The sequence below is a fragment of the Actinosynnema sp. NPDC050801 genome, from assembly GCF_040673975.1.
In the GTDB taxonomy this organism is placed as follows: domain Bacteria; phylum Actinomycetota; class Actinomycetes; order Mycobacteriales; family Pseudonocardiaceae; genus Actinosynnema.
The window spans coordinates 224,758-236,848 of the sequence record NZ_JBFAQZ010000004.1; the positions used below are offsets into that span (position 1 = coordinate 224,758).

9 protein-coding genes are annotated in these 12,091 nt (G+C 72.1%); 6 read left to right on the forward strand and 3 right to left on the reverse strand.

Annotated elements, in window-relative coordinates; genetic code table 11:
- Nucleotides 1-51 precede the first annotated feature (51 nt).
- A complete protein-coding gene (locus AB0K14_RS11465; RefSeq protein WP_360452125.1) occupies nt 52-1,611 on the reverse strand; it encodes a carbohydrate-binding module family 20 domain-containing protein in 1,560 nt (519 codons plus the stop codon).
- 236 nt (nt 1,612-1,847) lie between these two features.
- Here AB0K14_RS11465 and AB0K14_RS11470 point away from each other — a divergent pair, with 236 nt between their 5' ends.
- From AB0K14_RS11470 to AB0K14_RS11495, 6 genes are all read left to right on the forward strand, one after another.
- Nucleotides 1,848-3,398, forward strand: coding sequence for a glycoside hydrolase family 13 protein (locus tag AB0K14_RS11470; protein WP_360452127.1), 1,551 nt, complete (start codon nt 1,848-1,850; stop codon nt 3,396-3,398).
- Nucleotides 3,399-3,409: 11 nt separating this feature from the next.
- Entirely contained in the window at nt 3,410-4,417 is a 1,008-nt protein-coding gene (locus AB0K14_RS11475) for a LacI family DNA-binding transcriptional regulator (RefSeq protein ID WP_360452129.1), read from the forward strand.
- Nucleotides 4,418-4,449: 32 nt separating this feature from the next.
- Complete coding sequence (locus tag AB0K14_RS11480; RefSeq protein ID WP_360452131.1) at nt 4,450-5,349, forward strand: crosslink repair DNA glycosylase YcaQ family protein; 900 nt, start codon at nt 4,450-4,452, stop codon at nt 5,347-5,349.
- A 50-nt stretch (nt 5,350-5,399) separates the two neighbouring features.
- Nucleotides 5,400-5,831 carry a thioesterase family protein gene (locus AB0K14_RS11485; protein WP_360452133.1) on the forward strand — a complete coding sequence of 144 codons (432 nt, stop codon included), beginning with the start codon at nt 5,400-5,402 and terminating at the stop codon, nt 5,829-5,831.
- Nucleotides 5,824-6,450, forward strand: a complete 627-nt coding sequence (locus AB0K14_RS11490; protein WP_360452135.1) for a hypothetical protein — start codon at nt 5,824-5,826, stop codon at nt 6,448-6,450. The genes AB0K14_RS11485 and AB0K14_RS11490 overlap by 8 nt, the downstream gene beginning before the upstream one ends.
- An 81-nt stretch (nt 6,451-6,531) precedes the next feature.
- Nucleotides 6,532-9,549, forward strand: a complete 3,018-nt coding sequence (locus AB0K14_RS11495; protein WP_360452137.1) for a BTAD domain-containing putative transcriptional regulator — start codon at nt 6,532-6,534, stop codon at nt 9,547-9,549.
- 402 nt (nt 9,550-9,951) lie between these two features.
- Here the strand turns inward: AB0K14_RS11495 and AB0K14_RS11500 are convergent, their stop codons facing one another.
- Both AB0K14_RS11500 and AB0K14_RS11505 read right to left on the reverse strand, forming a co-directional pair.
- A complete protein-coding gene (locus AB0K14_RS11500) occupies nt 9,952-11,547 on the reverse strand; it encodes a glycoside hydrolase family 13 protein (protein WP_360452139.1) in 1,596 nt (531 codons plus the stop codon).
- 57 nt (nt 11,548-11,604) lie between these two features.
- Nucleotides 11,605-11,991: a globin gene (locus tag AB0K14_RS11505; protein ID WP_360452141.1), complete on the reverse strand. Its 387-nt coding sequence runs from the start codon at nt 11,989-11,991 to the stop codon at nt 11,605-11,607.
- Nucleotides 11,992-12,091: the final 100 nt, after the last annotated feature.

Genomic DNA, 12,091 nt, shown 5'->3' on the forward strand with positions numbered 1-12,091 from the left:
GAGCGAACGCCGAGGCGGGCCCGGCCGTGTGGACGGACCCGCCCCGGCGTTTCAGTTGCGCCAGGTGTCGTTCAGCGCCGCCGGTGACGTGGCGGATCGGTTGGTCCCGCTCTCCCACGTCACCGCGCCGCCGGCCTCTTTGCGGAGGTACTTGTACTGGAACGCGGTCCCGGCGGGCAGCGGCACCGAGGCCCGCCAGACCGGGTAGGTCGCCGACGACAGCGCCACCGCGTTCGCCGGGTTCCACGCGCCCAGTGACGCGTGGTCGCCGACCACGAAGATGTTCTGCCCCACCGAGGTCGTGGCGTTCACCGCGAACGACGCGGCGCCGGCGGGCGGGTTGCCCCCGGTCGCGCCGACGTGCAGCGCCAACGCCTCACCGGCGCCCAACGTCGCGGTGAACTGGCCGTTCGACCCGACCGCGACCGCGACGCACCCCTCCTTCTGCACGTTGCAGTAGGACCCGGCGGGCAGCGAGGTCTGGAACGTCCGCGTCAACGACGACGCCTCGCGGTTGATCGCGATGAAGCCCTTGTTGCCCCGCCCGAACGCGATCGCGTCACCGCCGTTGTCCCACCAGTTGCCCACCGACGTGCCGGTCACGGCGTTGCGGAAGCCGACCATCGACGCGATCTGCGTCCACCGGTGCTGGCACTTCCACCCGGACGTGTAGCACTCCGAACCGCCGGGCGGTCCCGCGTCGTGGTCCGAGAACTCGTACCCCGAGTACACGTTCGGCGAGCCGTAGGGCCAGGCCAGCATGAACACGTTCGCCAACGTGTAGGTGGAGCCGTCGCGGTAGGTCAACGTCGACCCGTTGCGCTCGGTGTCCCAGTTGTCCACGAACGCCCGCGCCTGCCCGCTCGGCAGGAAACCCCACGACTGCCCGAACGTGCTCAGGTAGGCCAGGTTCTCGTTGGCGAAGATCCTCTTGATGTCGTAGGCGTAGCGGAACTCGTCCACGTCGCCCGACCCGGTGTACTCGCCGGGCCGCACGGCCTCACCGGCGCCGTAGATCACCTCGTGCACCCAGTACACGTTCGGGTTGCTCAGCCGGGACTTGATCGCGGACAGGTCGGCCGCCGGCATGTGCTTGGCCGCGTCCACCCGGAACCCGTCCACCCCGAGCGAGATCAGGTGGTTGAGGTAGGTCGCGATCCGACCGCGCACGTAGTCGCTGCCGGTGTCCAGGTCCGACAGCCCGACCAGTTCGCAGTTCTGCACGTTCTCGCGGTTGCGGTAGTCGCTGATGTGGGACCGGCACGAGTGGAAGTCCCAGTCGCTGTAGATGCCGGGGTAGCCGTACTTCGTGTACGACGAACCGCCGGTGCCCGTGCCCGACCCGGCGCTCATGTGGTTGACCACCGCGTCCGCGATGACCTTGACGCCCGCCGCGTGGCAGGTGTTCACCATGGCGCGGAACGCGGCCTCGTCACCGAGGCGACCGGCGATCCGGTAGCTGACGGGCTGGTACGAGGTCCACCACTGCGAACCCCGGATGTGCTCGGTGGCGGGCGAGACCTCCACGAACCCGTAGCCCTTGGGCCCGAGCACGTTCGTGCACTCGGTGGCGACCCGAGAGAACGGCCACTGGAACAGGGTGGCGGTCACGTCCTTCGCGGACGGCGGCGCCGCAAAACTTTGCGGAACCGCCAAAAGGCTGAACAGCAGGACGGCTATCGCGCACAAGGCGCGTCGACTGGCGGAAACCACGTTGTCTCCTGGATGGCAGGGGATGACAGGGATGGCAGGGATGTGCTCTAGGTCATACCAGCTGCGAGACTTGCTGAAAACACTTGCAAAGTATTTCATTGCCCTCCGGCGGAACCCATCCGGAAGGACACCCCATGACGCAGGACTGGTGGCGCGAGGCCGTCATCTACCAGGTCTACGTGCGCAGCTTCGCCGACTCGAACGGCGACGGCGTCGGTGACCTGCCCGGCATCCGCTCCCGGCTGCCCTACCTGGCCGACCTCGGCGTGGACGCGGTCTGGATCACGCCGTTCTACGAGTCCCCGATGGCCGACGGCGGCTACGACGTGGCCGACTACCGGACCGTCGACCCGCTGTTCGGCTCCAACGACGACGCCGAGGCGCTGGTCCGGGACGCGCACGAGCTGGGCATCCGGGTGATCGTCGACCTGGTCCCCAACCACACCAGCGACCGGCACGCGTGGTTCCGGCAGGCCCTCAAGGCCGCGCCCGGCTCGCCGGAACGCGCCCGTTACCACTTCCGCGACGGCCGCGGCGAGCTGCCGCCGAACGACTGGGAGTCCGTCTTCGGCGGCCCCGCGTGGACGCAGGTCCCCGACGGCCAGTGGTACCTGCACCTGTTCGCGCCCGAGCAGCCGGACCTGAACTGGGACCAGCCGGAGGTGCGCGACGAGTTCCTCGACGTGCTGCGCTTCTGGCTGGACCTCGGCGTGGACGGCTTCCGCATCGACGTCGCGCACGGCATGGTCAAGGCCGACGGCCTGCCCGACGTGGGCACGCCCGGCCACCTCAAGCTGCTGGGCACCGAGGCGCTGCCGTTCTTCGACCAGGACGGCGTGCACGAGATCTACCGCGACTGGCGCAAGGTGCTCGACTCCTACCCGGGCAACCGGATCGGCGTGGCCGAGGCGTGGACCCCCAGCCCCGAGCGCACCGCCCGCTACCTGCGCGCCGACGAGCTGCACCAGGCGTTCAACTTCCACTACCTGACCGCCGAGTGGCACGCCGCCGACCTCAAGCAGGTCATCGACGACTCGCTGGCCGCGATGGCGCCGGTGGCCGCGCCGACCACGTGGGTGCTGTCCAACCACGACGTGCGGCGGCACGTGACGCGGTACGGCGGCGTGGCCAGGGCACGCGCCGCCGCGTTGCTGATGCTGGCGCTGCCCGGCAGCGCGTACGTCTACCAGGGCGAGGAACTGGGCCTGCCCGAGGTCCTGGACCTGCCCGAGGACGTGCTCCAGGACCCGGTGTGGGAGCGGTCCGGCCACACCGACCGCGGCCGGGACGGCTGCCGCGTGCCGATCCCGTGGACGCCGGACGGCCCGTCGTTCGGCTTCGGCGACGGCGGCTCGTGGCTGCCGCAGCCGGCGGACTGGGCAGGGCTGAGCGTCGAGAGCCAGACCGGCGACCCGAACTCGGTGCTGGAGCTCTACCGCGGCGCGCTGCGCGTGCGACGGGAGCACCCCGACCTCGGCGCGGGCTCCACCGTGGAGTGGCTGGACGTGCCCGAGGGCGTGCTGTCGTTCCGCCGCGGCGCGTTCACCTGCGTGGTGAACTTCGGCCCGGACGTGGCACGGCTGCCCGTCGACGGCCGGGTGGTGCTCGCCTCGGGTGGGTTCGCGACCGAGGACGGGGACGTCCTGGTGCCGCCGGACACGACTGTGTGGCTGTCCCGCCCGTAGAGTCACCCGGTGTGACAGCGCGGCTCAGTGACATCGCGACCCAGGCAGGCGTGAGCGAGGCGACGGTCAGCCGGGTGGTCAACGGCAAGCCCGGCGTCTCCGCCGCCACCCGCCAGGCCGTGGTCGCCGCGATGGACGTCCTCGGCTACGAGCGCCCGCCCAGGCTCCGCCAGCGCAGCGCCGGGTTGATCGGGTTGATCACCCCCGAGTTGAACAACCCGATCTTCCCGGCGTTGGCGCAGGTCATCGAGCAGGTGCTGACCAGGGACGGCTACACGCCGGTGCTGTGCACGCAGACGCCCGGCGGCTCCACCGAGGACCAGCTGACCGAGATGCTGGTCGACCGCGGCGTCACCGGGATCGTGTTCGTGTCCGGGCTGCACGCCGACACGACCGCCGACAAGGACCGGTACGTCAAGCTGGCCGGGCGCGGCGTGCCGTTCGTGATGATCAACGGGTACACCGACAAGGTGTCCGCCCCGTTCGTGTCGGTGGACAACCGGGCGGCCGTCCGGCTCGCCGTGTCGCACCTGGTCGAACTCGGGCACGAGGTGATCGGGTTGGCCGTCGGCCCACCGCGGTTCGTGCCCGCGCAACGCATGGTGGAGGGCTTCACGCTCGTCCGCCCGCAGGCCTCCGACCTGGTCGAGCACTCCCTGTTCACGGTCGAGGGCGGCCAGGCGGCGGCCAACGCCCTGCTCGACCGCGGCTGCACGGCGATCGTGTGCGGCAGCGACCTGATGGCGTTCGGCGCGATCCGCGCGGCCCGCCACCGCGGCCTGAGCGTGCCGCGCGACGTCTCCGTGGTCGGCTTCGACGACTCGCCGCTGATCGTGTTCGCCGACCCGCCGTTGACCACGATCCGCCAGCCGGTCGAGGCCATGGGCCAGGCGGCCGTGCACGCGTTGCTGGAGGAGATCGGCGGCACGCTGAGGAGCTCCTTCTCGGCCACGCACGCGGAGTTCGTGTTCCAGCCGGAGCTCGTGGTGCGCGGCTCGACCGGCGCCCGACCCAGGTGACCCCGCCCGTCCCGCGAGTGCTCGCCCGGCGGATGAGGGCTCAACGGCTCTCGCACCCCGCGACCGACGTGGCGGACCTGCTGGACTCCGTCTTCGCCCTGCAAGCCCAGGACGTCCCGGCGGCACGGCTCGCGGCGCGCGCCCGTGGCGTGCGGTCCCTCGACGGCCCACTGGTGCGCACCTGGGCCATGCGCGGCACCCTCCACCTGCTCCACGAACGGGACCTGTGGGTCGTGCCCCTCCTCGGGCCGACGTTCATCGCCGTCGGACGACGTCGCCGCGAACAACTCGGCCTCACCGACGAGGTGTGCGAGCGCGCGCTACCCGCGCTCCGCGAAGTCCTGACCGAGCCGCTGGAACGCGCCGAGCTCGTGCACCGCCTGGCCGAGGTCGGCCTCCCGCTCGACCCGAGGTCGCAGGCGCCGGCGCACCTGCTGGCGTTCGCCGCGAACTCCGGCGTGCTGTGCCGCGGGCTCGACGACACCTACCGGCTGCTGGACATCACCTGCGAGCCCAAGGGCGTGGACGAGCTGTGGCGGCGGTACCGACGCGCCTACGGCCCGGCGACGCCGGACGACTTCGCCGCCTGGAGCGGCCTGCCCAAGCGGCGGCTCAAGGACCTGCCCGAGGTGGACGACGAACCGGCCGGGCCCGACGACGACACGGTCCGGATGCTCGGCCACTTCGACACCTACCTGCTCGGCTACCGCGACCGCTCCGCCGCGCTGGCGCCCGAGCACGTGCCGCTCGTGCAGACCGGCGGCGGCTTCCTCACCCCGCACGTCGTGGTCGGCGGACGGGTGGTCGCGGTCTGGCGGCGGGACGGCGCGCGGATCGCCGTTCGCCCGTTCGGTGATCGTCCCGACATCGCCGACGAGATCGCTGACCTGGGTCGATTCCTGGAGCTGGAGGCGCGCTTAACCTGGGTGTAGCACGTGGATAGGGTCACTGCCACGCATCGACACCGGGAGGCGCGTTCAAGTTGGGTGTGTTCGTCACGGGTGTGCGCCCGCGCTGGTCGGACATGGACGCGTTCGGCCACGTCAACCACGCCAACACGGTGACCTTGCTGGAAGAGGCGCGGATCGACCTGCTGTTCACCGAGGCCGCCAGGCACGGCGTGCCGGAGATGTCGCACGGCATGGTCGTGGCCCGGCTGGTGGTGGACTACCTCGCGCCGCTGGTGTTCACCGGTGACGACGTCGTGGTGGAGCTGTCCGTGCGGGAGCTGAAGTCCGCGTCGTTCACGCTGGACTACTCGGTGCGCGGCGGTCGCCAGGAGGGCAGCGCGGTCGTCACGACGGCGGAAACCCTCATGGTCCCCTACAACTTGACGGCCGGACGTCCGCGCCGTCTCCTCGAAGCCGAGCGCGACTTCCTCGCGGGCTGGCGAGCCGGAGGTAATGGTGCCTGAGCTGGTCCTCGCCGACCCCGCGGAGCGGGACGACCTCGGCGCGTTCGTCGCCCGTGCCGTCCGCCTCGACGCCCAGGCGGTGGTGCGGCTGCGCAACCGACCGTCCGGCGACCTGGTCGACGCGTGGGTGGCGACCCCGTTCGACACCCTGGCCACCCGCACCGTGGCCGGAAAGCTGACGCCGCAGGACAGCACCGTGTCCGGCACCGACCTGCTCACCGGCCTGGCCGTGGTGCGCAGCGAGACCGTCGACCCCGGCCCCGCCCGGGACATGATGTGGCGCTCGGCGCTGCCGCCCTCGGCGGGCTGGCTGCCGGTGGACCGGCTGCCCGGCAGCGTGGTGTCGGAGCTGGCGGAGAAGGGCGTGGAGGTGGCGCGGGAGAACGCGGGCCCGCGCGGCACGCCGCCCGCGTCGCTGCTGGACCAGACGGTCATCACGGTCAGTGGTTCCGGGCTGGACGTGAAGGTGCCGATGCGGTGCCTCTTCGCGCTCTCGGGCATGGGTTTCCTCGGCGGTGACGACGTCCGCATCACCGCCACGGACTCGTGGCTGCGCATCGACGCCCGGTTCGGCGCGGTCGTCCGTCGCCGTCATTCCATGCTGCCCCTGCTCGTCTGACGCGGCGGATCATTCGTTCGATCGGGTTCCCGTGTCGGACGAGCCGGCTACCCTGGTTTGGGAGAGCAGGGGGGTCCGGCGATGGAATTCAGGGTGCTGGGGCCGGTGCAGGCCCGCGTCGAGGGTGGTCCGGTCGAGGTGGGTGGGCCGAAGCCGAGGACGCTGTTGGCGCTGCTCGCGGTCAACGTCGGCCGCGTGGTGGCGGTGGAGCAGCTGGTCGATGCGTTATGGGGGGAGCGGCCACCCGGCGGCTCCCGTTCGGCCATCTACACCTACGTGTCGACGCTGCGCCGCGAGCTGGGTGACGTGCTGGTCAGGTCCGGTGGCGGCTACCTGTTGTCGGCCGAACCGGACCAGGTCGACCTGCACGTCTTCACGGCCCGGGTGGACGAGGGTCGCCGCTCGCTGGCCGAGAACGATCTCGAGGGCGCCGCGGCGCGGTTCGCCGCCGCCCTGGACGTGTGGCGCGGCGTGCCGTTGGGCGGTGCCCAGGGCGCGTGGGCCGAAGGCGAGCGGTCCCGGCTCGAAGAGCTGCGCTCGGGCGCGCTGGAGGACCGGTTCGACGCCGACCTGGCCCTGGGCCGGGGTGAGGCGCTGGTTTCCGAGCTGACCGCGGCCGTGGCCGAGCACCCGCTGCGGGAACGGTTGCGCAGCCAGCTCATGCTCGCCCTGAGCCAGGCGGGCAGGCGGGCCGAGGCGTTGGCCGCCTACCAGGAGGGCAGGCGCGTCCTGCTCGACGAGCTGGGCCTGGAACCGGGCCTGGAGCTGCGGTCCACGCACGAGCGCGTCCTGCGCGGCCCGACCACCCCGGAGGCGCGCAGCACCCCCGAGGCCGGCCCGCCGCCCAGCCAGCTGCCGTTCGACGTCGCCGACTTCACCGGCCGGATGCCCGAGCACGACCGCCTGGTGGCGCACCTGACCACGGGCCGCGGCGCGATGCGCGTGTGCGCGATCTCCGGCCAGCCGGGCGCCGGCAAGTCGACCCTCGCGGCGCACGTCGCGCACGCGATGCGCGGGCACTTCACCGACGGCCAGCTGTACGCGAACCTGCGCGGCGTGCACCCCGTGCCGGCCGACCCGGCCGAGGTGCTCGCCGGGTTCCTGCGCGCCCTGGGCGTGTCGAGGGAGGTCATCCCGGCCGACCTGGAGGAACGCGCCCAGCTCTACCGCACCCTGTTAGCCGACCGCCGGGTGCTGGTCGTGCTGGACGACGTCCGCGACGAACGGCAGATCCGGCCGCTGCTGCCCGGCGGCACGACCTGCGCCGTGCTGACCACGAGCCGGGAACGCCTCGGGGCGCTCAGCGGCGCGGCCCACCTCGAGCTGGGCGTGATGCGGGATGCCGAAGCGCTGGAACTGCTCGACCGGGTCGTCGGCGACGGCCGGGTGGCCGCCGAATCCAAGGCCGCCGAGGACATCGTCCGGCTCTGCGGCCGGCTGCCGCTCGCGCTGCGCATCGCCGGCGCCCGCCTGGCCGCCCGCCCGCAGTGGCGGCTCGCCCGCCTCGCCGAACGCCTCGGCGTGAAGCGCCGCGTGCTGCAAGAGCTCGCCGTCGGTGACCTTGAGGTGCGCGGCAGCCTCGCGTTGAGCTACGACGGGTTGGCCGAACGGGAACGCGCGGCGTTGCGCAGGCTGGCGGTCTTGGACGTCGCCACCTTCGGTGGCTGGCTGGTCGCGCCCCTGCTCGACTCCGACCCCCGCGAGGCGGAGGAGGTCGTGGAGCGCCTGGTCGACTCACGGCTGCTCGACCTCGCCACCACCGACGGCGGCGCCACGCTGCGCTACCGCATGCACGACCTGACCAGGGCGTTCGCCCGTGAACGCGGTGAAGCCGAGCAGTTCGAGACCGCCGTCAGGACTGCCTGCGCCCATGCCGCCCGCACCTGGCTGGCCCTACTCGACCTCGCGAAAAGCCGCGTCCCGCACACCGCGCTCGACGGCAACCGGGACCGCACCACCACCGACCACCCCCACTTCGACCCGGACGCGGCGGCCGAGATCATCGCCGACCCCGAGGCGCGGTTCGACGCCGAGCAGGCGGGCCTGGTCGGCGTGGTGGAACGGGTGAGCGAGCTCGACCTGACCGACGGGGCGACCAGGCTCGCCGCCCTGTGCTCCTCGCGGTTCTCCGTGCGCGACCTGTTCGACCAGTGGTGGCGCACGCACTCGGCGGCGTTGGAGGCGGCCCGCCGCGTGGGCGACCGGGCCGGTGAGGCGCGGCCGCTGTCGGCGCTGGGGTGGCTGCGCCACGAGCAGGACCGGTTCGAGGAGGCCGCGTCGTACTACGGGCAGGCGCTGGAGGCCTACCGGGAGACCGGGGACGTCCGGGGCGAGGCCTCGACCCGGCTCGCGCTGAGCGCGGTCCTGCGCGAGCACGGCGAGCTGACCGAGGCCACCGAGATGCTCGACCTGGCCCTGCCGGCGCTGCGGGAGCTGGGCGAGAAGCGCCTGGTCGCCCAGGCGTCGCACGAGCTGGGACGGGTGCTGACCGAACAGGGTCACCTGGACTTGGCGCTGGAGGCGTGCGAGCAGACCGTGCGCGCCTACCGCGCCGCCGGCGACCGCCGCGGTGAGGGGATCGCCGTGCGTTCGATGAGCACCGTGCACCGCGCCGCCGAGCGCTGGGACCTCGCGGCCGAGTACGCCGCACGCGCCGTGGAGATCCTGCGGACCCTGGGCGACCGGCTGATGTCGGCCTACGCCGTCCAGGCCTTGGCCAAGGTCCGCATCCGCCAGGGCCGCGGCGACGCCGTGCGCAGCGACCTGCTCGAATGCCTCAGCACGTGCAACGAGATGCAGGACCGCTTCGGTCAGGCACTCGTGCTGCGCACCCTCGGCGAGCTGGAGCTGGCGGGCGGGCGGCCCGAGGCGGCCCGCCGCTACCTGGACCGCTCCCTGCACTGGTGGGAGTCGTTGTCGCTGCCGGTGTGGCGGGCTCGGACGCTGCGGGACCTGGCCGCCGCCCTGGCCGCGTCGGGCGAGCCGGAAGCCGCCGAAGCGGCCTGGCGGGAAGCCGATGGGATCTTCCGCGCGCACGGCTGCCGCGAGGCGAGCGAGCCGTCCCGACCGGCGCTGGGCACCTCCCACGCCATCGCTTGACCGGGGCTTTTAGATTTCTTTCAGGCACCGCGCAGATGATTCCACCACGCGAAAGCGGTGGGGAGGCGCGGTCGAGGGGTCCGCACCTCCCCCACATCGGTCAGGCCGGTCGGATCGGTCCGACCCGCCGGGTCGGTCGGGCCAGCTACATCGGTCGGATCGGCCGGGTCGGTCGGACCAGCCGCGCCGGTCGGATCGGGCGGATCGGCCGAGCCGGTCGGACCAGCGACATCGGTCCGGCCGGCCAGGTCGGTCGGACGAGCCGGCCGAGCGGCGAGGCCCGCCAGGTCGGTCGGACCGGCAGAGCCGGTGTGGCCGCCACGACGGCGAGGCCGACCGGATCGCCGAGACGAGCCGGGCCGGCCGAGGTAGCCGCCGCGACGGCGAGGCCCGCCAGGTCGGTCAGACCAGCCAGACGGCCGTGTCGGGCGGCAGTTGGTTGCCGTCCATCGGTCCGCTGGCCAGCAGCACCTCGCCGGGCGGCAGCGGCACCGGGCCGCCGGAGGTGTTGAGCGCGCAGATCAGCCCGCCACCCTTGCGCCGGAACGCGAAGCACCCGGGCGGCGCGCCGTACCACTCCAGCTCGTCACCGGAGAAAGCCCCGTGCGACTTCCGCAGCTCAAGGGCCTGCCGGTAGAACGAGAGCATCGAGTCGGGGTCTTCCAGCTGCGACTCGGCGGTCAGCCCCGCCCACTCGTTCGGCTGCGGCAGCCACGTCGTCACCGCCTGCGAGAACCCGAACGGCGGGGTGTCGCCCTCCCACGGCAGCGGCACGCGGCACCCGTCCCGACCGCGGTCGGTGTGCCCGGACCGCAACCAGATCGGGTCCTGCAACGCCCACTCCGGCAGCTCGACGTCCGGCAGGCCCAGCTCCTCGCCGTTGTACAGGTAGACCACGCCGGGCAGCGCCAGCTCCACCAGCGTCATCGCCCGCGCCCGCCGCGCACCGAGCTCACCACCGCCGTACCGGGTCACGTGCCGGGTCACGTCGTGGTTGGACAACGTCCAGGTCGCGGGCGTGTCCAGACCGCGGACCGCGCCGAGCGAGTGCTCGATGGCCGTGCGCACGCGATCCGCGTCGAACGGCGCCTCGACCAGCCGGAAGTTGAACCCGAGGTGCAGCTCGTCGGGCCGCACGTACCGGGCGAACCGCTCGTCGTCGGAGACCCAGATCTCGCCGACGGCCATCCGGCCCGGGTACTCGTCGACGACCTTGCGGATCATCCGGTGCACCTCGTGCACCCCGTCGTTGTCGAACCGGGGGTCCAACGAGTTGTCGTGCATGACGCCCGCGCCCAGCTGGGCCCGCGGGTCGATGTCCGGCAGCCCGTAGGGCTTGGCCATGCCGTGGGCGACGTCGATCCGGAACCCGTCCACCCTGCGGTCCAGCCAGAACCGCAGCGTGTGCGCCAGGTCGGCGGAGACCTCGGGGTTGTCCCAGTTCAGGTCGGGTTGCTCGGGCGCGAACAGGTGCAGGTACCACTGCCCGTCCGGCACCCGGGTCCACGCCGGCCCGCCGAACTGGCTCGGCCAGTTGTTCGGCGGCACGGAGCCGTCGAACCCGCCACCGTCGCGGAAGATGAACCGGTCCCGTTCGACCGAGCCCGGCCCGGCCCGCAGCGCGGCCTGGAACCAGGCGTGCCGGTCGCTGGTGTGGTTGGGGACGAGGTCGATGGTGACGCGCAGGTTGTGCTCGTGCGCCTCGGCGACCAGCCGGTCGAACGCCGCCAGGTCGCCGAACAGCGGGTCGACGTCACGGGGGTCGGCCACGTCGTAGCCGTGGTCGGCCATGGGCGAGGTGAAGAACGGCGTGAGCCACAGGGCGTCCACGCCGAGCAGTTCGAGGTAGCCGAGCCGGGAGCGGATACCGTCGAGGTCGCCCACGCCGTCACCGTTCGCGTCGGCGAAGGATCGGACGTAGACCTGGTAGAAGACGGCGTCACGCCACCAGGCGGACTCGTCGGCGATCTCTGGTTGTAGATCGGAGGATCGTCGCACGAGGAGTCATCCTGCCATTCGCGACCGACACCACGACCCCGTTCGGGCGATCAAGAATCACACCCAGGCGTTCATCATGCTGTTGGCCGCCATCTCCAGGTACGCCCAGAGCTGCTTGCGGTGCTCGGGCGAGAGGTCCACCGAGTCGACACCGACCTCGATGCAGCGCAACCAGGCGTCCCGCTCCACGGGACCGATCACGAACGGAGCGTGACGCATCCGCAACCGTGGATGACCGCGGTTGTCGGAGTACGTGTGCGGGCCGCCCCAGTACTGCATGAGGAACAGGCGGAAGCGCTCCTCGGCGGGGCCGAGGTCTTCCTCGGGGTACATCGGACGCAGGACGGGATCCTTGGCCACTTCCTCGTAGAAGCGCGCGACGATCTTGTGGAACGTCTCGTACCCGCCCACTGCTTCGTAGAAGTTCTCCGCAGGAGTGGTCACCCCTCCATCCTGCCTCAGCCACCCGCGGGCGTCCCACGCCGCACCACCTTCGCCCCCGCGGGGGTTGGCGAACAGCCGGCGCACCGCGCGGATCCGTGGT

What these genes read in the sequence shown, in the direction of transcription:
- AB0K14_RS11470 (WP_360452127.1), top strand. Translation starts at nt 1,848, where the DNA reads ATGACGCAGGACTGGTGGCGCGAGGCCGTCATCTACCAGGTCTACGTG.
- AB0K14_RS11480 (WP_360452131.1), top strand. Translation starts at nt 4,450, where the DNA reads ATGAGGGCTCAACGGCTCTCGCACCCCGCGACCGACGTGGCGGACCTG.
- AB0K14_RS11495 (WP_360452137.1), top strand. Translation starts at nt 6,532, where the DNA reads ATGGAATTCAGGGTGCTGGGGCCGGTGCAGGCCCGCGTCGAGGGTGGT.